At 69.3% G+C, this 22,717-nt stretch carries 17 protein-coding genes; 7 read left to right on the top strand and 10 right to left on the bottom strand.

The window, feature by feature from the left end; translation table 11 throughout:
• Window positions 1-82: 82 nt before the first annotated feature.
• Genes addA through ACO2Q1_RS05165 form a run of 8 tightly spaced genes read right to left on the bottom strand, consistent with a single transcriptional unit; the run spans window position 83 to window position 10,491 of the window.
• Window positions 83-3,604, bottom strand: a complete 3,522-nt coding sequence (gene addA / locus ACO2Q1_RS05200; protein ID WP_423328483.1) for a double-strand break repair helicase AddA — start codon at window positions 3,602-3,604, stop codon at window positions 83-85.
• The gene (gene addB, locus ACO2Q1_RS05195) at window positions 3,601-6,690 is read right to left on the bottom strand and encodes a double-strand break repair protein AddB (protein ID WP_423328482.1); all 3,090 of its coding nucleotides are present in this window, start codon (window positions 6,688-6,690) and stop codon (window positions 3,601-3,603) included. Before addB ends, addA begins: the two co-directional genes overlap by 4 nt.
• Window positions 6,687-7,415, bottom strand: a complete 729-nt coding sequence (gene murU, locus ACO2Q1_RS05190) for an N-acetylmuramate alpha-1-phosphate uridylyltransferase MurU (protein ID WP_423328481.1) — start codon at window positions 7,413-7,415, stop codon at window positions 6,687-6,689. The genes addB and murU overlap by 4 nt, the downstream gene beginning before the upstream one ends.
• Window positions 7,412-8,500, bottom strand: a complete 1,089-nt coding sequence (amgK, locus tag ACO2Q1_RS05185) for an N-acetylmuramate/N-acetylglucosamine kinase AmgK (protein WP_423328479.1) — start codon at window positions 8,498-8,500, stop codon at window positions 7,412-7,414. Before amgK ends, murU begins: the two co-directional genes overlap by 4 nt.
• Complete coding sequence (gene tsaE / locus ACO2Q1_RS05180) at window positions 8,493-8,960, bottom strand: tRNA (adenosine(37)-N6)-threonylcarbamoyltransferase complex ATPase subunit type 1 TsaE (protein WP_423328478.1); 468 nt, start codon at window positions 8,958-8,960, stop codon at window positions 8,493-8,495. The genes amgK and tsaE overlap by 8 nt, the downstream gene beginning before the upstream one ends.
• The gene (locus ACO2Q1_RS05175) at window positions 8,957-9,814 is read right to left on the bottom strand and encodes a 1-acyl-sn-glycerol-3-phosphate acyltransferase (RefSeq protein WP_423328477.1); all 858 of its coding nucleotides are present in this window, start codon (window positions 9,812-9,814) and stop codon (window positions 8,957-8,959) included. Before ACO2Q1_RS05175 ends, tsaE begins: the two co-directional genes overlap by 4 nt.
• Window positions 9,815-9,856: 42 nt before the next feature.
• Window positions 9,857-10,231, bottom strand: a complete 375-nt coding sequence (locus ACO2Q1_RS05170; RefSeq protein ID WP_423328476.1) for a type II toxin-antitoxin system VapC family toxin — start codon at window positions 10,229-10,231, stop codon at window positions 9,857-9,859.
• A gap of 8 nt (window positions 10,232-10,239) precedes the next feature.
• On the bottom strand, window positions 10,240-10,491 hold the full coding sequence (locus ACO2Q1_RS05165) for a type II toxin-antitoxin system Phd/YefM family antitoxin (RefSeq protein ID WP_423328475.1): 252 nt from the start codon (window positions 10,489-10,491) through the stop codon (window positions 10,240-10,242).
• 110 nt (window positions 10,492-10,601) lie between these two features.
• Between ACO2Q1_RS05165 and ACO2Q1_RS05160 the strand changes: the two genes are divergently transcribed.
• Complete coding sequence (locus ACO2Q1_RS05160) at window positions 10,602-12,722, top strand: prolyl oligopeptidase family serine peptidase (RefSeq protein WP_423328474.1); 2,121 nt, start codon at window positions 10,602-10,604, stop codon at window positions 12,720-12,722.
• 73 nt (window positions 12,723-12,795) lie between these two features.
• On the opposite strand, the gene ACO2Q1_RS05155 is transcribed toward ACO2Q1_RS05160, so the two are convergent.
• On the bottom strand, window positions 12,796-13,149 hold the full coding sequence (locus ACO2Q1_RS05155; RefSeq protein ID WP_423328473.1) for a hypothetical protein: 354 nt from the start codon (window positions 13,147-13,149) through the stop codon (window positions 12,796-12,798).
• A 336-nt stretch (window positions 13,150-13,485) separates the two neighbouring features.
• Here ACO2Q1_RS05155 and ACO2Q1_RS05150 point away from each other — a divergent pair, with 336 nt between their 5' ends.
• From ACO2Q1_RS05150 to ACO2Q1_RS05135, 4 genes are all read left to right on the top strand, one after another.
• A complete protein-coding gene (locus tag ACO2Q1_RS05150; protein ID WP_423328472.1) occupies window positions 13,486-15,429 on the top strand; it encodes an AsmA family protein in 1,944 nt (647 codons plus the stop codon).
• Between the two features lie 68 nt (window positions 15,430-15,497).
• Window positions 15,498-16,367: an alpha/beta hydrolase gene (locus tag ACO2Q1_RS05145; protein ID WP_423328471.1), complete on the top strand. Its 870-nt coding sequence runs from the start codon at window positions 15,498-15,500 to the stop codon at window positions 16,365-16,367.
• A gap of 77 nt (window positions 16,368-16,444) precedes the next feature.
• Window positions 16,445-17,293: a hypothetical protein gene (locus ACO2Q1_RS05140; RefSeq protein ID WP_423328470.1), complete on the top strand. Its 849-nt coding sequence runs from the start codon at window positions 16,445-16,447 to the stop codon at window positions 17,291-17,293.
• Window positions 17,294-17,339: 46 nt separating this feature from the next.
• Complete coding sequence (locus ACO2Q1_RS05135) at window positions 17,340-18,785, top strand: AMP nucleosidase (protein ID WP_423328469.1); 1,446 nt, start codon at window positions 17,340-17,342, stop codon at window positions 18,783-18,785.
• Between the two features lie 3 nt (window positions 18,786-18,788).
• On the opposite strand, the gene ACO2Q1_RS05130 is transcribed toward ACO2Q1_RS05135, so the two are convergent.
• On the bottom strand, window positions 18,789-19,205 hold the full coding sequence (locus ACO2Q1_RS05130; protein ID WP_423328468.1) for a metallopeptidase family protein: 417 nt from the start codon (window positions 19,203-19,205) through the stop codon (window positions 18,789-18,791).
• Between the two features lie 177 nt (window positions 19,206-19,382).
• Here ACO2Q1_RS05130 and ACO2Q1_RS05125 point away from each other — a divergent pair, with 177 nt between their 5' ends.
• Together ACO2Q1_RS05125 and ACO2Q1_RS05120 are read left to right on the top strand one after the other, a co-directional pair.
• Window positions 19,383-21,713: an ATP-binding protein gene (locus ACO2Q1_RS05125; RefSeq protein WP_423328467.1), complete on the top strand. Its 2,331-nt coding sequence runs from the start codon at window positions 19,383-19,385 to the stop codon at window positions 21,711-21,713.
• A 144-nt stretch (window positions 21,714-21,857) separates the two neighbouring features.
• Window positions 21,858-22,715 (top strand): HAD family hydrolase, encoded by an 858-nt coding sequence (locus tag ACO2Q1_RS05120; RefSeq protein WP_423328466.1) that lies wholly within the window; start codon window positions 21,858-21,860, stop codon window positions 22,713-22,715.
• The last annotated feature ends 2 nt before the right edge of the window (window positions 22,716-22,717 follow it).

The following is a 22,717-nucleotide window of genomic DNA, read 5'->3' as shown; positions in this document are numbered from 1 at the left end:
CCTCACTACTTGAGCGCGATCGTTTCTCAGGGATGGATCATCGTATCTGATTCCACCGGTTCGTCGCAGATGTGGGGGACGGTCAGCGCACTGCAAGGGCGGCGTCCATCAGCGCCTGCGGAACCGCCATCAGTTTCGGCCCGTCGGTCCAGACGAGGGCGGCCTCGACGGGGCGGTCGGGGTAGAGGCGATGCAGCACGGCGGCATAGACCGCCATCTGGGTGACATAGGCGGGGTCGGCGTCCTCGATGCGGTCGGGGGCGGGGCGGTTGGACTTGAAGTCGACGACCAGGACCCGGTCGGGCGTGATGACCAGCCGGTCGATCCGGCCCGAGACGGAGACGCCGGGCGGCAATTCCGGCGCGGTTCCGGTCAGGGCGACCTCGGCGCGGGAGCCGGGGCCGAAGACGGGGGCGAACCGGGCGTCGTCCAGGACGCCGAAGGCGGCGGCGATCATCTCGGCCCTCTGGTCGTCGGACAGGTCGCGCTCGCGGGCCAGCAGACGCAGGGCGGCGTCGGGCCGGTCGGAGGGCGCGATGTCGGGCAGCCGCTCCAGCAGGCGGTGGATCAGGTCGCCGCGCCGGAACCGGCCCAGTCCCCCGGCCGCGACGGCCAAGGGCGAGGGCGCCGCGATCCTCAAGGTCTCGTCCATCTTCGACGGTGAGGCGAAACGGGCCGAGGCGTCGGGCGGCGGCGGGGTCTGCGCCCAGGCCGGAACGGCGACGGCTTCCGTGACGACGGGCGTGCTGCGCGGGGCCTCGCCGGGATCGACGCCGAAGCGCAGGACGCCGTCGCCGATGTCGCGCACCGCGCCCGGCTCGCGGTCGGCCAGACGCTGCAGGGTTTCCGAGATGACGGCCCACCAGCTGCCCTCCTCGAACCCTGTGTCGGGTCGCTTCAGGGCGCGGCCCATGACCACCAGCCGGTCGCGGGCGCGGGTCAGGGCGACATAGAGCAGCCGCAGGGACTCCGCGTCGGTGCGGTCGATCCGCGCCTGACGCGCCCCGGTCGAGGCGGCGCAATCGTCGCCCTTGGCGCCCGGACACATCAGCCAGCCCTCGCCGTCATCCGGGTCGGGACCCAGGGCGACCGGCATCAGGCTCGGCCCCTGCGGCTTGGCCCGCGAGGTGGTGTCGGGAAGGATGACGATCGGCGCCTCGAGCCCCTTGGCGCCGTGCACAGTCATGACGCGAACCTCGTCGCGCGCGCCCTCCATCTCGCGCTTGACCTCGACGTCGGCCGCTTCGAGCAGGGACAGGCAGGTCTCCAGATCCACGCCCCCTCGTCCCTCGGCCGCCAGGACCTGGGCCAGGGTTTCGTCGATCGCCTCCTCGGCCTCACGGCCGAGACGGATCAGGATGCGGCCGCGCCCCGACAGGCCGGTCGCATCGACCCGGTTCAACACGCCCGAAAAGAAGGCGAAGGGATCGCGTTCGCGATCGTCGATCGCCGCCTGCAGCAGGTCACGGGCGAGGCGCCATTCCGGATGCTCATCGGCGCGGCGCGTCAGTTCGCTCCACAGCGACCGCCCCTGGCGTTCGGCGGCGTCGGCCAGCGGATAGAGGCTGTGCGGATTGCCGAAGTCGGTGACGTCGCACAGGGGGCTGCGCAGCACCTCCGCCAGGCTGAGATCGTCCTCGGGATAGAGGGCGAAGCGGGCCACGGAAATCAGGTCGTCGAAGACGATGTGGCTCGACAGTTTCAGCCGGTCGGCGCCGGCGACCGGCACGCCTTCGGTCTTCAGGGCCCGGATGATCTCCTCGAAGGTGGCGTCGCGGCGACGGACCAGAACCAGATAGTCGCCGTAGCGCGCGGCGCGTCGGCACGGACCGTCTGGGCCTCGATCATGGACGGCGACGCCGGTCTGGACCTGTCGCCTGATGTCGCGCGCCAGGGCCTGGGCCAGACGCTTGCGGCCGCTGAAACGGGATTCCTTGTCAACCGGCGCGTTCCAGGCCGGCCGGTCCTCGGTCGCAGGATCTTCGAACAGGGGCCACAGATCGACCGCGCCGTGCTGCCCTGCGCGGGCCCCGGCATGGAGAATACGGTCAGCCTGATCGCCCGAGACGGCGATGGCGCGGGTCTCATTGTCGAACACCGCATCGACAAACCCGAGGACCTCCGGCGTGGACCGGAAGGAGGTCGCCAACGGCACCTGCTGGAAGACGCCGCCCGCCGCGTTGATCTGGAGGTCGTAGGTCTGGGCTTCCTTCAACAGCCGTTCGGGGCGGGCGCCCTGGAAGGAGTAGATCGACTGTTTCTGATCCCCGACCACGAAGACGCTGCGGGCGGGCGTGTCCTCGCGGGCCGGCCGGCGGCGTTCGGCTCCGGCGCCGACGAAGAATTCCTCGGTCAGGGCCTTGAAGATCTCCCATTGTTCGGGAGCGGTGTCCTGGGCCTCGTCGATCAGGACGTGCTCAATGCCGCCGTCCAGTTTGAACAGGACCCAGGCGGCGTTGGCCTTCCGGGTCAGCAGCTCGACCGTCCGGGCCACCAGGTCGGCGAAGTCGAGCGCCCCGGTCCGGCGCTTGGCTGCCTCATAGAGGGCCGCGTGGGCGCGGGCGAGGGTCAGCGCCTTGACGGTGTCGTCGGCGACTTTTGCGGCGCGCAGGGCGTCGCGGACGGCCAAGTATTTCAGCTGGAGGTCGGTCAGGAAATCCACGGCCCAGGACGGAGCGGATTTGGTGCCCATCGACTTGCGCGGCTCGCCCGCCGTGGTCAGGAAGACCGGCGCCATGGCGGCGACAGACCAGCCGCCGGGCGAGACCCCGTCCATGGCGGCGGCCAGCTTCTGGTCGTTGGACGAGCCGGTCGCCATGGCGTCGGCCACCCGTTCCCATTCGGCGCCGTCGATCCAGTCCAGGAAATCGCCTTCGATATCGGCCGGGCTGCGGTCGGGATCCGCGCCGGTCAGGGCGTGGGGGCCGGGGGCGGTCCCGGCGTCCACCCGGTCGATATAGGCTCCGAGATTTCCGCGCTCGGCCTCGATCTTCGCCAGCAGGTCGTGGAAGGCGCCCCAGTCCAGTTCGACGGCGAAATGGGCGTAGGCCCGGCCGATGGCGCCGTCGGCGTCCTTCAGCGCTTCGCGGGCCAGGTCCTCGCGCGCTTCATGCGACAGGGCGACGGCGGCTTCGTTTTCCAGCACGCGGAAGCTGGGGGAGACCCCGGCCTCCAGCGGGAACCGCTTCAGCAGCTTTTCGCAGAAGGCGTGGATGGTCTGGATCTTCAGCCCGCCGGGCGTCTCCAGCGCGCGGGCGAACAGGCGGCGCGCTTCGGAGAGGTCGGCGCCGCTGAGGCTCGCTGGATCGCGTCCGTCCAGCCGGGCCAGTGAGGCGGCCAGTTCCCGGTCGTCGGCCACGGCCCACAGACCCAGTTTCTCGAACAGCCGCGCCTGCATCTCGGCGGCGGCGGCCTTGGTGTAGGTGACGCAGAGGATCTCGCCGGGGCGGACGTTGCGCAGCAGCAGACGCGCCACCCGGTCCACCAGGGTGGTCGTCTTGCCCGATCCGGCGTTGGCCGTGACGAAGACCGACAGGTCGGGATCGGCCGCCCGCACCTGATGATCACGGGCCTCGGCGATGAGGTCGGAAGGCGAGCGGATCATTCGGGCGCCTCGTCCTCGCCGCCGACGACGTGCCATTCCCAGACCCGCGCCAGATGGTCGTAGTTGCCTCCGAACGTCCCCATGAACTGCGGGGCCAGCCAGGCGGCGTAGGGCGTCGCCTCCTCATCGAAACGGGCGACCCACTGACAGAGATTTTCCAGCTCGGTCTCGGCCAGGTCTGCGGCGCCGAGGGGCTGGGTCTTGGACGTCTTTGACACATCCAGCACCACGCCGGGCGTCTTGCGGCCTGTCAGCTTCACATAGAGGAGGTCCGTCGCCGGCGTGGGCGGGGCGTCGGCGAACCCGCCGGCGGCCAGAATGGCGGCGGTGAGGGTCAGCTGGGGCGAATAACCCTGGACCACCTGCTTCACGCTGGGCGTCGAGCCGGTCTTGAAATCGATGACGGCGGCTCCGGCGGCGTCGAGTTCGATCCGGTCCGCGCGGGCGGTCAGGACAAAGGGACCGGCCGGGGCGTCGAGGGTGATGCGGCCCGATTTTTCGATCAGCAGGTCGGCGCCTCGCGCGCGCCTCTCCCGCTCCCATACGGCCAGCCAGCGGGCGCAGTTGCGCGCCAGCGGGGCCTCGCGCGCCATGGCGTGATCCTCGAAGCCCGCCTCCTGCATGGCGTCCAGGATGAAAGTCTCGATCTGGTCCTCGCACCCGTCGGGCAGGGCGTGGGGCCAGGTCAGGACGATCCGTTCGACGGCGGCGTGGATGGCGTTTCCGCGCGCCATCGCCTCGGCGTCGGCGCCTGGCCGCTCCAGCACCTTAAGGCCGAGGATGCGCTGGGCGTAGACGGCGTAGGGGTCGCGCACCCAGCGCTCGACGCCCGTGACCGGCATCTCGCGGGGACGGCGGTCGACCGGGGGTGTGGGCGCGGGCCGGCGGGCGTAGCGAGCCTGTCCGGGCGGCGGGGCGTCCAGGGCGCGGGCGGTCTCGGCCAGACCGACGGGGCGGTTCAGGGCGACTGGCGTCCTGTCCGGGTCGTGGGCGCCGCGCACCAGCATGTCGAGCCGCCACAGCCAGCGCGAACGGACGGCGGGCTGGCCGCCCCGACGTTCGATGTGGACCAGGATCGCCTCTTCGGCGCAGGCGGCCTGGACGAAATCCTGGGCCGACTGGCCGGGGCGGCGTTCGGGCGGGGGCAGGCCCAAGGCCCTGCGCATCGGCCGCGACAGGAAGGGGTCGGTCGGGGCCGCCTGGGGCCAGACGCCCTCCTCCAGCCCGGCCAGGATCATGCGGTCGGCGCGGACGAGACGGGCCTCGATGGCCCCGAGGATACGCAGGCGCGGCTGGTCGGCGCCGCCGGTGCGGATGGTCTGGTCGCCGAGCAGGCCGTGGATCAGTTCGGCGAATTCGGCGCGGGTGACGGGTCCCAGGGACGGACCGGCCTCGATCAGTCCGGTCAGAAGCGCGGCGGCCGCCTCGCCGTCGGGCCCGGCCCAGAGTTCCGTCCCGCAAAGGACTTCGGTGAGGCGGACCAGGTCGGAGGCGGCCGCGTCGGTCGTGGCGATGTCGTCGATGGCGAAGGCGGCGCGGGCGGCGGTTGAAAGCGCCTCCAGCCTCTCCGTCAGGCGGCGAGCATCTGCCAGGCGCTCCAGCCGGGCGGGAGAGGGCGGATCCTGGCCCTCGCGAGGCTGGGCCGCGGCGAGGAGACGTTTGGAGAGGTCGCTCCAGCGCCGACGGCGAGGCCCGCGCAAGGCATGGCGCTCGAAGGCCGAGGCGGCGCGCGACGTGTTCTCTTCCAGTTTGACCAGCGGGTGTTTGATCAGGCCGAGCAGGGTCTGGGGCTTGAGCGGATCGGCGATGAACCGGGCGCAGAGGTCGATCAGAACGCCGGCGGGCATCCGCAGCAGCGGGGCGCCGGAGGAACTGTCGGCCGTGATCCCCCAGCGTTCCAGCCGGGCGGCGACGCGGCGGCCGAGGTCGAGATCGGGCGTGACGAGGGCGCAGGTTCGACCAGGTGCTTCCAGCGTCTCCCGCATCATGAGGGCGATGGCGGCGGCGGCGTCCTCTTCGGTGCGGAGGGTGGCGACGGACAGGCCCTGAAGCCCCGCGGCGACGGGGTCGACCCCGGTCTCGGGCGCGGCCTGGTCCCGCAGCAGGCGGATGCGATCGCGCCAGTCGGCCGTGGCGTCGGCCGGACGAAGGGCCTCGTTGAGCAGCCTCTGGCGCGCGACGCCGAGGCGTTCCACGGACGAATCGACCGGCTCGCGGAACCAGGGGCGGACGGCCTCACGCGGGGTTCCGTGCCGGTCCAGCAGGCGATGGAGGGCGCTCTGGGGATGTTGTTCGTCCTCCGCCACAAGGGTCCAGGCGTCGGCGTCCAGATCGAGGTCGAGACCGGGCAGGACGACGCAGCCCTGGGGCGCGCGGGCCACGGCGTTCAGCACATCGGCGGCGGCCGGCGCCGTGCCGGTCGAGCCGGCGGCGATGACGGGACCGGTCGGCGGATCGGACTTCCACTGGTCAGCCAGAAGGCGCAGCAGTTTCGCCCGTCGCCGGGAGGGGTCGATCAGGCCCATGGCGTCCAGTCGCCTGGGCCAGGCTTCGACAGCCAGCCCGAGGAAGCGGGCGCTGTCCTGCCAGTGCCGCGAGAGGTCGGCGTCGACCAGGTCGTCGAGGCGGCTGAAGTCCGTGACCTCCTCCAGGGCGCAACTGTCCAGGAAGCCGCCGAGACTGTCGGCGAGTTCCAGGGCGCGCATCGGGCCGAGATCGCGGTCGAAATCCTCGACAATCATCCGCGCCAGCTCGAACCGGCGTTTCAGCGGGCTGATGGCGGGGGGCAGGTCGAGGCCCACGGAGCCGGGCGAGAAGGGCGGTTCGTCCTCTTCCAGATCCCCCAGCGGCCGGACCTGAGGCAGCAGAATGGGCCGGTCGCCCGCCTGCTTCGACAAGGCGGCCGCGAACGATCGTGCGGCCCGGCGATTGGGCAGGAGGATGACCGCATCCGACAGGGTCTCGGGCGGCGCCTCGCCCAGCCAGGCCAGAACTCCGGCGGCCAGGTCGTCGAGGAACGGCCGGTGGGCCGGAATGGAGAACCAGCACGGGCCGTCGCCCGCAAAAGGATCGAAGGCGCGGGTCACGGCGCGGTCGCCAGCCTCGCCTCGGCCTCGTCGCGGGCCTGGGGGTCGCCGACATGCATCCAGTCGCCGTCCAGAACGCAGCCGAACAGGCGTCCCTGGCGCGCCGACGCCCGCCACAGGCCGGCCAGGGAAAAGGGACCGTCAGGCCCGCCGTCGGCATAGTCAGGCCGGGTGATGTGGACCCCCATATAGGCGTAGGGCGCGGATGGAGCCTCGCCCCTGAAAGTCAGGGCGCCGTCGTCGCCCAGGAAGAAGTCGCCGTCGCCCTCGAAGCCGATGGAGCCCTGGCGTCGGGCCAACAGCAGGACGGCGTCCATGCGTCGCGGGTCCCACAGACGGATCAGGTCGTTGAGGGCGCCTCCCGGCGTCTCGCTCCGGTCCATCCAGACGCTGTCGATATTGGCGACGAAGACGGGATCGTCGCCGAGCAGGGCGCGGGCCTTCTTCAAACCGCCGCCGGTTTCCAGAAGTTCGGCGCGTTCGTCGGAGATGATGATCCGGGGACCGCGTCCGCGCGCGGCCAGATGGCCTTCCAGACGATCGGCGAACCAGTGGACGTTGACCACGGCCTTCTCGACGCCCGCGTCGGCCAGCCGGTCCAGCACATGGTCGATCAGGGCGCGGCCGTCGACCTCGACCAGGGCCTTGGGCCGGTCGTCCGTCAGGGGACGCATCCGGGTGCCGAGACCAGCCGCCAGCACCATCGCCGTCTTCGGACCGGTCATGCGCGCAACTCCGAGGGGACGTGTCTGTCGAACCAGACGGCGACGCCTTCCAGTCCGGGCCGGGTCAGGTTGCGGTTCAGATGGGCCCACATGCGCGGCATGAACTGACGGTAGCGCGGCTTGCCGTCGCGCGCGATCAGACGGGCGAAAATCCCCAGGATGCGAGCCTGGTTGAGTGCGGCGAGGCCGGCGTAGAGACGCATGAAGTCGTCGCGGTCGTGCTCCGGCCGCAGGGCGAAATAGCGGTCCAGCGCCAGGGTCTCCAGTTCGGGGGGCACGTCCCGCCGGGCGTCCTGGAGCAGGGAGTGAAGGTCCCATGACGGATGGGCGCGAACGGCGTCCTGGAAGTCGATCATGCCGACCCGTCGCACGCCGTCGCGCTCCGGCATCCAGATCAGGTTCTCGGCGTGATAGTCGCGGTGCGCCATGACCGAGGCCCTCGCGGCGCCTTCGGTGGTGATCGGCGCCCAGACGGCGCGCCACTCGGCGATGGCGGTGTCGTCGAAAGCCAGGCGGTCGTCCAGTCTCGGCAGCCAGTCGACAAACAGGTCCGCGCCGCCCTGAAGCGCCGTCTCGTCATAGGTGAGCAGGGGCCAGTCGCCGGCCGGGCCGTGCAGCACCTCCGGCGTGGAGACGGTGTGGAGCTGGGCCAGGGCCTCGACGGCGGCCAGATACAGCGGCGTCTCGTCCTGTCCGGCCTCGATGACGCGGGCGAACAGGGCGTCGCCGAAGTCTTCCAGAAGGGCCAACCCCTTGGGCGCATCGAGCGCGGGCAGGGCGGGGGCGGACAGGCCGGCCGACCTCAGATGTTTCGCGACGGCGGCGAAGGCCTCGATGCGACCGGCCGACAGACGGGCGGTGGCGTTCCAGCCGTGGGCGATACGCTCTTGCGGCGTCCAGGACGGATCGCAGGGCGGGCTTTCGGCGGCGGCGACCTGATCCATCAGCATCAGGGTGGGACCCGACGGCGGCGTCAGTCGCTCATAGCGGCGGGTCGAGGCGTCGCCGGGCAAGGGGGCGCGCGCCGCGTCGGCCAGGCCGGCGGCGGCAAGGAACTCCAGACGTTCGGTTTCGCGGTCAGTCATTCAATCTCTCGAGCTTCGCCTCCCACGCCCCTGCGCCGGAAACGGTCGCAAGGCGCGAAGCGCCGTCTTCGGCGAGGACGACGGTCAGATGGTCCGGCCCCAACCAGCGAGCCGGGTCTTCGCCGAGCCGTTCGGGCCATTCGATCAGGGCGCAGCCGATATCCAGGGCCTCGTCCAGACCGATCTCGAACGCCTCCTCCGGCCGGGTCAGGCGATAGAGGTCGAAGTGGGCGACGGGCGGATCGCTGTCGTACCATTGGACCAGGGTGAAGGTGGGCGAGGGCACGTCCTCGTCCGGCGTGGTCAGGGCGCGGATCAGGCCACGCGCCAGGGTCGACTTGCCCATGCCCAGCGGACCGAACAGCAACACCGTCTCGCCGGGTTCGAGAAGGGGGGCGATGCGCTCGCCGAGGGCCGTGGTGGCCGCGGCGTCGGCCAGATAGAGGACGATGCTGCTCACGCGAACACGGCCTCTGGATCGTGGACAAGAGCGCGCTCGATGAAGGTCTTCAGGCGCTGGGTTTCGGCGGCCGCATCCGGACCGAAGGTCTGGGGCGGGATCGGCCGGCCGACTGTCAGGTGGAAAGGCTTGCCGGTCTTGTTCAGCATCTCGTGGAACAGGGTGATGTCCCGAAGCTCACGCGAGAACCGGTCGAACAGGTGGAAAAGGGTCGAGGCGGGGCCGGTCATGTGCACGGGCACGATCGGCGCGCCGTACTTTCGGGACAGGGAGATCGCGGTCGGCGCCCAGTCCGGATCGGTCAGCCGTCCCTTCTCGAGCCGCGCGAGCCGTCCGGCCGGAAACATGACGACGCAGCGTTCGGCCTCGAAGGCGGCGCGGGCGGCGTCGAGGGTGTGGCGTGTCTTCTCCCGGGTCCGCTTGTCCAGCACCCACTCGACAGGGATGACGATCTCGTCCAGTCGGGACGAAACGCGCAGGGCGTCGGCGTTGGCGAAATAGATCGAGTCCGATCGGCGGGTCTCGACCACATCGAACATGGCCAGGCCGTCGGCGATGCCGGTCGGGTGGTTGGACACCACGATGCAGCGACCGGTTGCTGGCAGGTTGTCGGTTCCGGTCGCCGTCGTCCGCAGCGACAGCAGGGCCGAGACATGCTCCAGCGCCTCTCGCCCGGACAGGTCGGCCACCGCATCCGCCATGCGTCGCGCCGCCCGATAGTGGAGCAGGCCGTGAAGCGGCGGCCGAACCAGGGGCCAGAGCGCCGACCGCGTCAGACGCGGCGCACGCTCGGCGATCAGCACATCGACGATGTGCGGCTGAGGCATGGCGGCGGGGAGCGAGGCGGCGTTCATTCCATCCGCTTGTCGCCGGATCATGATCCGGGAGCAAGCGCCCTACCAGAGGCGGGCGACGCCGAAGACGTCGAAGACGTTTTCGTTCGACACCAGGGTCAGATTGTTCAGCAGCCCCTGGGCGATCAGCAAGCGGTCGAAGGGGTCACGGTGATCGCCCATCATGCGCCCGGCCAGTTCGGCTTCTGCGACCGTAATTGGAAGGGGCGCCAGTCCTAGCTGGATGATTGAGCCCGAGAAATCCCGAGCCAGTGGACCGGCTTGCGGTAGCTTGCCGATCCTATGCTTTGTCGTGATCTCCATCGCCGATACTGCGCTGGCGAAAATCGGGACAGAGCGGTCCTCGAGGCGCAAGCGCAATCTTTCGGGAAGCCTTTCGTCGCCCATGGCAAGCCACAGCAGGGCGTGGGTGTCCAACAGGAGGTTCAATCGTTCCGACCCTCCCAGAGTCGCAGTTCTTCCTCAGGCAAAGGCTCCAAGAAGCGGTCGTCAACACTGACCTGTCCTTTGAAGCGTCCGAAGCGTCGCTCCGGAACGACGGGATGGACGGGTTTGAATGGGACAATTCGCACCGCAGGCTTATCGCCGCGAGCGATCACCACCTCTTCGCCGCGCTCGGCGGCGGCGATGAGCTTCGACAGATGGGTCTTGGCCTGATGGACGGTGACGGTGGTCATCACATTCTCCTTGGTCCAAGTGTCTTAGCTAATCAAAAGAAGGGCCGCAACTTTCACGTCCGCCGCTCGGGTGCTACGCCTGCGCCAGCTCAGTTCACGAGGATCGTTCCATGCGTCATCGCTCCCTCCTGGCCGGTTGCGCCGCCGTCGCCCTTTCGCTGGCCGCGCCGGCCCTGGCCCAAACCGCCGCCGTTCCAACCTCGGCCGAGCCGACCGCGAACGCGCCGTGGGCCGGGGTTCATGCGCCGGCGACGGCGAACGCCTTCACCTATTCCGACATGATCGTGGCCAATCGGCTGGGCGACCCGCAGGTGTCGCCGGACGGCAAGCGCGTCGTCTATTCGGTGACGACCACCGATGTGGCGGCGAACGGGCGCAAATCGGCCCTGTTCGTGCTGGACCTGGCGGGCGGCGAGCCGCAGCGGCTGGCGATCTCGGATGACGGCGCGAGCACCGCGCGCTGGGGTTCGGACGGCCGGCTGTATTTTCTGTCCGGCAAGTCGGGGTCGAGCCAGGTCTGGTCGGTCGGGCCGGACCTGACCACGCCGGTGCAGGTCACCGACCTGCCGCTGGACGTCAACGCCTATCGCATCAGCCCGGACGCTGCGAATGTCGCTGTGTCGCTGTCGGTCTATCCCGACTGCGCCGACCTCGCCTGCACGGTGGACCGCGCCAGGTCCGTGTCGGAGCGCAAGACGACCGCCCAGATCTACGACCGGATGTTCGTCCGCCACTGGGACACCTGGGCGGACGGGACGCAGAATCATCTGTTCGTCGCGCCGACGGCCGGCGGCGATGCGGTCTGGGTGACAAAGGGCTTCGACGGCGACACCCCGTCCAAGCCGTTCGGCGACGAGGGCGAGTTCACCTTCACCCCGGACAGCCAGGGCCTGGTGTTTTCGGCGCGCCGGGCGGGCCGAACCGAGCCGTGGAGCACCAATTTCGACCTGTATCAGGTGTCGATCGCCGCGCCGGGCCAACTGACCAATCTGACCGAGGCCAACAAGGCCTGGGACACGGGGCCGGTGTTCTCTCCGGACGGCAAGACCCTGGCCTATCGCGCCATGGCCCGGCCGGGGTTCGAGGCCGACCAGTACGGCGTCTTCCTGCGGGATGTGGCGACCGGCCAGACGCGCCGGATCGCGGGGGACTGGGACCGGTCGGCCGACAGTCTGCAATGGTCGGCGGACGGGCGCAGCGTCTATGTGACGGCCGGCGACGTCGGCCAGACGCGCCTGTTCCAGATCGATGTGGCGCGCGGATCGGTCCTGCCCCTGACCGGCCCGGGCCATGTCTCTGCCTTCGGCCAGACGTCGTCGGGTTTCGTCTTCGCCCAGGATACGCTGACGCGGCCGTCGGAGCTGTTCTTCAAGACCTGGCGCGGTCGTGAAATGCCGCGCCGCCTGACGAATGTGAACCCGCAGCTGGACGCCAAGTCGTTCGGCGAGGCCGAGCAGTTCAACTTCCCCGGCTGGAACGACGAGACGGTCCACGCCTATGTCATCAAGCCGGCCGGCTATGAGGAAGGGAAGAAGTATCCCGTCGCCTTCCTGATCCATGGCGGGCCGCAGGGCTCGTTCGGCAACGCCTGGTCCTATCGCTGGAACCCGATGACCTATGCGGGCGCCGGCTATGCGGTGGTGATGGTCGATTTCCATGGGTCGACCGGCTACGGCCAGGCCTTCACGGATTCGATCAGCCAGCACTGGGGCGACCGGCCGCTGGAGGACCTGCAGAAGGGCTGGACGGCGGCCCAGCAGAGGTATCCGTTCCTGGACGGGACCAATGCCTGCGCCCTGGGCGCTTCGTACGGCGGCTACATGATCAACTGGATCGCCGGGAACTGGCCGGACGCCTTCAAATGCGCGGTGAATCACGACGGCGTCTTCGACACCTTCGCCATGGGCCATGAGACCGAGGAGTTGTGGTTCACCGAGTGGGAGAACGGCGGCACGCCGTGGGAAAACCCCCAAGGCTATCAGGCCTTCAATCCGGCCAACCATGTGCAGAACTGGAAGACGCCGACGCTGGTCGTGCAGGGCGATCGCGATTTCCGCATCCCCACGGCCCAGGGACTGGCGACCTTCACGGCCCTTCAGCGGCGCGGCGTCGAGAGCCGACTGGTCTTCTTCCCGAACGAGAACCACTGGGTCCTGCGTCCGGCCAACAGCTTGCAGTGGCACAATGAGGTGTTCGGCTGGCTGGACCGCCACCTCGACGCGCCGAAGTAGGGCGATCCGGATCCCGGAGGAACAAAAGGCCCGATCCGTCGCCGGATCGGGCCTTCGTCTTGCCGAGGGGTCGTCAGTTCAGGCGGTCGACCAGCCGATCCAGCTGGCGCTGGGTCATGCAGCGCGGCGCGGCCCAGACTTCGTTGCGGTCGCGCGCGGCCAGGGCCTGATCGGCCGTGATGAACATCGGCTCCTGACCGAAGCGGCGCTCGAAGTTGCGACGGGCGATGGCGCCCTGCTCGCAGACCAGAACCACGCGCGGGGCGTCCGCAGACGCTTCGACGGACGCGGTGCGCCAGACCTGGGCTTCCGCACGGGGGGCCTGCGTCGTGCGCGCAGTCTGGGTCTGGGCGAAGGCCGGCAGGGCGACCGCGACGGCGGCGACGGTGGCGAGGCCGAGGCGGGCGGAAAAGGCGAGAACGGTCATAGGCGTTTCAACTCCAAAAAATCTCCCGAATTCACTCAGGGTTCGGAGCAAGAATGCGCGCAAATTCGACCGTGTAAAGGTTCGATGACTGTCATAATACGAAACCATGAAAAACACTCAGAAAACGGACGATAATGCGTTCACGGAGTATGGCCGTTTCGTGTGCGGACGAGGCGAATTCCAACCAATTCGGTCCTGAGACGTTGCCTTCGCTCGACGGAGATCACGCTGCTGAGCCAGGCCCGAACATCGCTGAATGACCGCTGGACGGCGGTCCGCTCCGGGGCGCGGGCGCGCTGGCGCGGCTTTACGGATCATGTTCGGACGCAGGACCCCGTGTTCCTGGCCTTCCGCCGGCCCGGACCGGTCGAGTACGGCGCGGGCGGGGCGGTGCTGGCCCTGGTCGCGGCGATCGTGATCTTTCTTCTCCTGTTCGACTGGAACTGGCTGAGGGGGCCGATCGGGCGCTGGGCCTCGGCGGAGTACGATCGCCAGGTCGAGCTGCGTGGCGATCTGGACGTCCGCCTGTTCAGCTGGACGCCGTCGGTGACGGTGCGGGGCCTGTATTTCGGCGGACCGGACTGGGCGCGAGACAGGCCGACGGCGGAAGTGGCGCGGATCGACGCCTCGATCCGGCTGAGAAAACTGCTTGTGGGTCAGATCGAGATGCCGCGTCTGGCCTTCGATCAGGCGGATGTCGTGTTGCTGTCCGACGAAAACGGCCGTCAGAGCTGGGCGCTACACCCGGACCGTCCGGATACCGGCGAGGGCCTGAAGCTGCCCGTGATCCAGCAGTTGATCATCCGGAACGGGGATATCGTCTTTGCGGATCGGCGGAGGGGACTGACCCTGGACGCCACGATCAATGCGCGGGAGACGACCGGGCCGGACGATACGGCGAGCGGCTTCCTGCTGGATGGACGCGGCAGTCTGAACCGGTCGCCCCTGACCCTGCGGGTGGAGGGCGGCCCTTTCATCAACATTCGCCGGAATCGGCCCTATGGATTCAAGGCCACCCTGGCGGGGGCGGGATCGCGGCTGGTGGCGGACGGGAGGATCACGCGACCGTTCGACCTGGGACGGTTCGAGGCCGATCTGAGCCTGGAAGGGCGTGATCTGGCCGACCTGTATCTGCTGACCGGGGTCACCCTGCCGAACACACCGCCGTATCGTCTGGCCGGGAACCTGAGGCGTGATCGGTCGACCTGGACGTTCGACGACTTCAACGGGCGTGTGGGCGCCTCGGACCTGAGCGGGGACGTGCGGGTTGAGGCGGGCGAGCGCCTGAACGTGGAGGCCGAACTGGCGTCCCGTCGGCTCGATCTGGATGATCTGATGGCCATTCTCGGCGCCCGCACCCAGACCTCCGCCTCAGGCGAAAACACGACCACGGTCAGTTCCGGCGTCGCCGGAAAGCTGTTTCCCGACGCCCCGCTGCAGACCGAGCGGCTGCGGTCGATGGATGGACGGCTGACCTATCGCGCGGCCGAGGTGAAGGCGAATGATCTGGATGTGCGCCGTGTCAGCCTGGGGGCGGTGCTGAAGGACGGCGTTCTGAACCTCAATCCCGTCGCCTTCGCCTTCAATCGCGGCGAACTGAATGGAACCGCCCGGATCGACGCCCGCGAGGCGACGCCCTATAGCGCCGTCGACTTCCGTCTCGCCGGCTATCCGCTGGAGTCGATCGTGCCGGCGCGGGGCGGCGCGCAGCCGATCACAGGCCGTGCGCTGGGCCGGGCGCAGCTTGAAGGGCCGGGCGCCTCCATCGCCGACTTCGCCGGGGCGTCCAAGGGACGGCTGAGCCTGGTCGTGCCCCAGGGTCGGATGCGCGCGGCCTTCGCCGAGTTGTTGGGCATCAACGCCTCGGCCGGGCTGCTCAAGCTGCTCAGCGGCGATCAGTCCGAAACGCCGATCCGCTGCGCCGTGGCCGAGTTCGCCGTGGCGGGCGGGGTGGCGACGGCGCGGACCCTGGTGGTCGATACGGACGTGGTCCTGGCCAAGGGATCAGGCACGATCAATCTGGGCTCTGAAACGCTGGACCTGACGATCGACGGCGAATCCAAGAAACCCCGCCTGTTGCGGCTTTGGACCCCGATCCGCGTGCGGGGACCGCTGACGGCGCCCGGCGTCGGGGTCGACGCCGGGGCGGTGGCGAGCCAGGTCGGCCTGACCGGACTTCTGGCCGCCGTCGTCGCGCCGGTCGCCGCCGTCCTGGGCTTCGTCGAGCCCGGTCTGGCCGAAGACGCCGATTGCGGCCGCTTGATCGCCGGCGCCCGCTGACGGCGATCCGGGGCCTTGCGCCCATCGTATCGGCGGGAGATTGATCCGATGTGGCCCAGGTTCCTTTAATGACGCGCAGACGATTGCTGGCGCCGCTGATCGCGGGGCCTCTGGCGGGCCTGGCTGCAGCGTGTTCGCCCCTGGCGCTGCTGAACCGGCTGGGGCCGCGAGATCGGGGCGCGGGGCTTCTGGCGCGTGATCTCGCCTATGGCGATGATCCCCGACAGACCCTGGACGTCTATGGTCCGCGCGAGCGCGGCGCGGCTCCGGCGCCGGTGGTGGTGTTCTTCTATGGCGGCGGCTGGGAGGACGGGCGCAAGGCCGACTATGGCTGGGCGGCCCAGGCCCTGGCGTCCCGGGGGTTCGTCGTCTTCCTGCCGGACTATCGCCTGGTCCCCCAGGTGCACTTTCCCGCCTTCGTCGAGGACGCGGCCCAGGCGACGGCGCGGGCGGCCGACCTGGCGGCGGACTATGGCGGCGATCCGGATCGACTGGCCGTCGCGGGGCATTCCGCCGGGGCGCATCTGGCCATGATGATCGCCCTGGATCGGCGCTATATGGCGGCGGTCGAACGGCCGGACCTGATCCGGGCGGCGGCGGGGCTGGCCGGGCCCTATGAGTTTCTGCCCTTCAACGTCCCGTCGGCGATCAACGCCTTCGGACGCGCGCCGGACCCCACCCTGACGCAGCCGATCACCTTCGTGCGCCGTGATGCGCCGCCGATCTGGCTGGGTCACGGACGCGACGACGTGGTGGTGCATGACGAGGACTCCCTCCTGCTGGATCGGGCGTTGCGACAGGCGGGGGCGTCGTCGGAGTTGAAGCTCTATCCCGGACTGAACCATGCCGATCTGATCGCGACCTTCTCGCCGCTGTTTCGCAAGAAGGCGCCGGTGCTGGACGATCTGGCGGCCTTTCTGCACCGTCGGCTCGGCTGACCTCCCGTCAGGGACGGTCAGTGGCGAGGCGCTCTCTCGTCGGGCAGTCTCCCGGCGGAACAGACGAGGATCCGGTGATGCGTTCGGCGACGATGGCGATGGCGGCGGCGATTCTGGCGGCGGGCCCGGCCTGCAGTCAGGCGACCGGCGGTCAGGCGAACGGGGGCGCCGTGCCCACGACGATCGACGCCGCCTATCGCGAGGCCCTGCGTCTGTCGCCCCTGCCGCGCGACGTCGAGGCGGAGCAGGCGGACTGGCGGGAGGGCGGCGACAGCGCCTCGGACGAATACCATCTGGAACGTCTGCAACGACGGATCACCTATGACCGCCGGGCGAGGGCCCTGCGGGCGCAACCGTCCGACCTCGAGAAGGGATGTCTGGAGATTGAGCTGAAGGGCTGCGGCGTGTCCGGCGGCGGCTTCCTGCCCCTGGACGACGGCCATGTGCTGTACTGGCAGACCCAGGAGGGGTTCACCGACGAGGACGGCGTCGGCGCCGGGGTCGTGGTGCTGGAACGGCGCGGCGGATCGGGACCGCTTGCGCCGCTGATCTGGACCTCCGAGGGTGGAACCTATGAGGCGCCGATCCTGGTTCCCAATGGGGACGGCGAGTGGCTGCTGGTTCTGTCGGGCGTGTCACGGGGGACGGGCGCGGGCGACATGTTGCGGATGCTGCGCTTCAGGAACGGCGCCTGGCGTCAGATCGACACGAACTGGCAGGGCCGCGCGGGCGACCTGCTGAAGGGTCGCGAGGTCCGGCATCGGCCCTACTGGAGCTTCCACGACGGCATGCGGGCCGTCACGCCGCTGTGGAATCCGTCGGACGCCCAGTGCTGCGGCGAGGCCGGCGTCGCCCTTCTGGAGTTCGACATCGTCGACGACAGGCTGACCCTGCAGGAGGTCAAGATGCTGGGCGGGGCGGACTGAAGCGTCACCGTCTCGCCAAGGTCATGATCTTCCGATATGGGAGGCCATGACAGAACAGATGAACGCATCGGCGGCGCTGGACCGCCTTGAAACCCTCTACACCCAATCGGTCGCAAACCTCCGCGACGCGGTGAAAACCTTCCTCGACACCGGCGAGCGCGTCGACGCCGAGACCCGGGCAAGGGGGCTCTTCGCCTATCCCCAACTGAAGGTCAGCTGGTTCGGCGACCGCCCCGCCAATCTGGAAGCCCGCGCCTACGCCCGGCTGTCGCGCCAGGGCGTCTATTCCACCACCGTCACCCGGCCCGATCTTTTCCGCCCGTATCTGATCGAGCAGCTGACCCTGCTGGAGCAGGACTACGGCGCGACCTTCGAAGTGTCTCCCTCGGAACAGGAAATCCCCTTCCCCTATGTGCTGGACGGGTCGGACGTGGTGCTGGACCGGTCGATGACCGCCGCCATCGCCCGCTGGTTCCCGACGACGGACCTGGCCCATATCGGCGACGAGATCTCGGACGGCCTGTGGGACGCCGACGAGGACTTTCCGCTGTCCCAGTTCGACGGCCTGCGCACTGACTTCTCTCTGGCTCGCCTGAGGCACTACACCGGCACGCCGGTCGAGGACGTCCAGTCCTATGTCCTGTTCACCAACTACAACCGCTATGTGGACGAGTTCGTGCGCTGGGCGGTGGAGCAGGTGCGTGACCCCTCGACCCCCTATCAGAGCCTGTCCTGCGCCGGCGGGGTGGTGATCACGGCCGAGACCGCCGATCCGGAGGTCGCCGTCATGGACGCGGCCTGGAAGAAGCACCAGATGCCCGCCTATCACCTGACGGCGCCGGGGCACACGGGCATCACCCTGGTCAACATCGGGGTCGGTCCGTCGAACGCCAAGACCATCTGCGACCACCTGGCGGTCACCCGCCCGCACGCCTGGATGATGATCGGCCACTGCGGCGGCCTGCGTCCGACCCAGACCATCGGCGACTATGTCCTGGCTCACGCCTATCTGAGGGACGACCATGTGCTGGACGCGGTCCTGCCGCCGGACATCCCCATCCCGTCGATCGCCGAGGTCCAGCGCGCCCTCTATGACGCGGCCAAGATCGTTTCGGGCGCGCCGGGCGAGGAGGTCAAACGCCGCCTGCGCACCGGCACGGTGGTGACCACCGACGACCGGAACTGGGAGCTGCGCTATTCCAAGTCGGCGCTGAGGTTCAACCAGAGCCGCGCTGTCGCCATCGACATGGAGAGCGCCACCATCGCGGCCCAGGGTTACCGCTTCCGGGTGCCCTACGGCACGCTGTTGTGCGTGTCGGACAAGCCCCTGCACGGCGAGATCAAACTGCCGGGTCAGGCCAACCGCTTCTATGAAGGCTCAATTTCGGAGCATCTGCAGATCGGCATCCGCGCCATCGACCTGCTGCGCAGCGAGGGCGCCAAGCTGCACTCGCGCAAGCTGCGCGCCTTCGACGAGCCGCCGTTCCGGTAAGGCTCAGTCCGCCGCGTCTTCGATGGCGTGGATCTGATCGTCGTCGAGGCCGAAATGGTGGCCGATCTCGTGGATCAGGACGTGGGCGATCAACTCGTCCAGCGGTGTGTCGCCCCGTTCGGCCCACTCGTCGAGGATCGGCCGGCGATACAGGAAAATGCGTGACGGTTCGGCCGCTGGCCCAAGAGTGTCGCGACGGCCGATGTCGACGCCCTGATACAGGCCCGTGAGCTCGAACGGATCCTCCATGCCGAAGTCGGCCAGGACGTCGTCCGGCGGGAAATCGTCGATGCGGAACACCACCTCGCCCGCCGCATGACGGAACATGGCCGGAAGGGCGGCGAAGGCGGCCTCGGCCAGTTCGGCGAAGTCATCCAGCGACGGGGCGGCGCGTCCGGTCCAGGCTGCGGATTGGGTCATCGGGGTCCGTGAAGGCGGTCTGGCCGGAGTGTGGTGAGGCGCTGCGGAGGGCGCAAGGCGGCGACGTATCCAACGCGCGGGCCGATCGTCGCAAGGCATCCACGGCTTTCTGACTGCGCGTGACGCAGGATTCGTCGCTTCTGCTATGGTTAACGGACGAATCGGCGGGTGTAGGGAATGGCTGAGGCCGAAATCGCCTATGTGGCGGCGGCGGGAGCGGCGGGCTTGGCCCTGTCGGTCACCGCCTGGGCCTGGCGGCTGAAGCGCCGCACCGCGGCGGCGGTCGGGGCGCTGGAAAGGTGCGCCTCAACGATCGCCGGCGTCGCCGCCGGCGCCGAGGGGGCCCTGGACGCTTTCGACGACGTTCGCATCGGCCTGGATCCGGATGGCGCGCCTTTGCGGTGCTGGGGCGGGGTCGAGACGCTAGCGGCCGCGCGAACGGCTCTGGGCGTCAAGGGCGAGGAAGAGGGCGTCTATGACGCCCTGCGCCTGACCGAGGCCATCCGCGCCGCCTGTGACGACGCCGTCGCGGCGCTGCTGACCGAGGGCGCTCCGTTCGAGCGCACGCTGGAGACGGTTTCGGGGCCGTGGCGGGTCGAGGGCCGGCCGGGCGCGGGTCTGGCCTGGTTGCGGCTGGGGCCGGCCCAGGACACGGCGGCCTCGGTCGATGTGGGACTGGGCCTGCTGACCGACGCGTCTCCCGCCCCGACCTGGGTGGCGGACCGCACCGGCGCCCTGATCTGGGCCAACCGAGCCTGGCTGGCCGAGGTGGGCGCGCCGGACCTCGACGCGGCGCGCGCCGAGGGCGTCAGCTTCGATCGCGGCGCGGAGTCGATCCTGAACGAGGCGCGGCGGCTCGGCGTGCGGCAGGAGGGGTTCCGCTGGACCACGGGCGGCGATCGTCGCCGGGCCTGGCGCATCGTGGCCGAGCCTCTGGCCGGGGCCGGCCTGGTCCTGGCCTTCGCCATCGACATGACGGATGCGGAGGAAACCCGCGACACCCTGCGGCGTCACGTCGAGGCGCATGACGAGACCCTGAACCATCTGGCCGACGCCGTGGCCATTTTCGGGCCGGGGAAGCGACTGGCCTTTCATAACACGGCCTTCCAGCAGCTGTTCGACATCGACCCGGCCTGGCTGGACGAACGCCCGACGCATGCCGAGTTGCTGGATCGCCTGCGCCAGCGTCGGATGCTGCCGGAAGTCGTGGACTATGCGGGATGGAAAGCGGCTGAGCTGGATTTCTATGGCGCCGCAGAGGCTGCGCCGGACGACAGCTGGTCCCTGCCGGACGGCCGGACGCTCAGGGTCGTGCGCCAGCCGCATCCGTTGGGCGGCATCCTGCTGCTGTTTTCGGACATCACCGGCGAGCTGCAGCTGCGCAGCCGCTACAACGCCCAGATACAGGTCCAGACGGCGACCCTGGACAAGCTGAACGACGCGGTGGCCGTGTTCGGTTCGGATGGACGGCTGCGTCTGCACAACGACGCCTTCGAGGCCTTCTGGCGGGTGTCGGGCGACCAGTTGGCCTCCGCCGGTGATTTCGACGCCGTGGCGGCACTGGCGCAGAAGATCATGCCCGATCCGGCCCTGTGGCTGGGCCTGAAGGCGCGCGTGGCGGACCCGGATCCGGAAAGCCGGGTGCCGATCTCAGGTGAAGGCCGCACCGCCGACGGCCGGATCGCCGCCTGGCAGACCCGCCCCCTGCCCGACGGCGCGACCCTGGTCGCCTTCTCGGACGTGACGGCGCGGCGGGAGCTGGAGGAGGCGCTGGCGGCCAAGGCGGCCGCCCTCGAGGAAAGCCAGGCCCTGAAGCGCGAGTTCGTCGGCTCGGTCAGCTATGAGCTGCGGACGCCCCTGACCACGATCGTCGGCTATTCCGAGCTGCTGGAGGCGTTCGGCGATCTGCCCGACCGCAGCCGCCAGCACGCCGGCGCCATCCGGACGGCGGCCAGCCAGCTGGCCCGCTCGATCGACGACGTGCTGGACATGGCCCAGATCGACGCCGGGGAGATGGAGCTGTCGATCGGGCCGGTTCGACTGCGCACCCTGCTGGAGGAGGCCGGGGAGGCGGTGCGGGCCCGGATCGAGGGTCGGGGCGCGACGCTGGAGCTGGCGTGGGCGCACGCGCCCGAGACCGTGCGCGCCGACGCCCGCCGTGTCCGGCAGGCGCTGGATCACCTGCTGGAGAACGCCGCCCGGGCTGTGGTCGAAGGCGGGCGGGTGCGTCTGGTCGCCGAGGGCGTGGGCGCCGAGGTCCGTCTGCGGGTCGAGGACACCGGGCGCGGCATTCCGTATCATCTCCAGGCCCATGTGTTCGATCGCTTCGTGCGGCGGGAACGCGGCGGACCGGGCGTCGGCCTGGCCCTGGTCAAGGCTCTGGTCGAGCTGCACGGCGGCTGGGCCGAGGTGGAGAGCGAGCCGGGCCGGGGTGCGGCCTTCATCCTGCATCTGCCGGTCGGTGATGTGGCGGACGAACTGCCTGACCTCGGCCAGATCGGCCGCTGACGTCGCCGGGTTGGGTGAAGAGTGCTAGTGAGTAGTGAATAGTGGGCATGGCCCTGACGGTCAGAGGCTTGGCGAGCGACCACCGCTACTCACTATTCACTAATCACCAGCACATTTCGCACAGACCCCTGTTCCGAGCCGCCCATGACCGCCCCTCTCAAGACCGCCCTGATCTACGATTTCGACGGCACCCTGGCGCGCGGCAACATGCAGGAAGTGACCTTCATTCCCTCCGTCGGCATGGGGATCGGCGATTTCTGGGGCGAGGCCGATCGGCTGACGCGCGAGGCCGACGGCGACAACATCCTGATGTACATGCAGCTGATGCTGCAGCGGGCCCGCGAGCACGACCAGCCGATCACCCGCAAACTGCTGGCCGAGCACGGCCAGGACGTGAAACTGTTCGACGGGCTGAAGACCGACCTGACCGGGCCGGGCTGGTTCGACCGCATCAACGCCTTCGGCGAGCGATACGGGCTTGAGATCGAGCACTACATCATCTCGGCCGGACTGGAGGAGATGATCGCCGGCTGTCCGATCCGGGAGGCCTTCAGCCACGTGTTCGCGTCAAAGTTCGTCTATGACGCCGACGGCCGGGCGATCTGGCCGGCGGTGGGCGTCAACTACACGACCAAGACCCAGTATCTGTTCCGCATCAACAAGGGTGTGTTCAACCACTATGAGCACGAGCGGATCAACCGCTTCATCCCCGACGACGAACGACCGGTGCCGTTCGAGCGGATGATCTTCCTCGGCGACGGCGACACCGACGTGCCGACCATGAAGATGATGCACACCAAGGGCGGCTTCTCGATCGCGGTCTATGATCCGCGCAACTCCGAGCGGGACCAGCAGAAGATCTACGGCCTGATCTCCGAGGACCGGGTCAACTTCGTCGCCGCCGCCGACTATCGCGAAGGCTCGCCCCTGGACCTGATCGTCAAGGGCCTGATCGGCCGCATCGCCATCAACGCCGGGGTCATGCCGGCGGCGACGGAGTAAAC

Origin of the sequence: Brevundimonas sp. VNH65 (genome assembly GCF_049445955.1) — a bacterium.
Lineage (GTDB): Bacteria > Pseudomonadota > Alphaproteobacteria > Caulobacterales > Caulobacteraceae > Brevundimonas.
The sequence above is the reverse complement of the archived record's forward strand: the minus strand, read 5'-3'. Positions and strand labels throughout refer to the sequence as shown.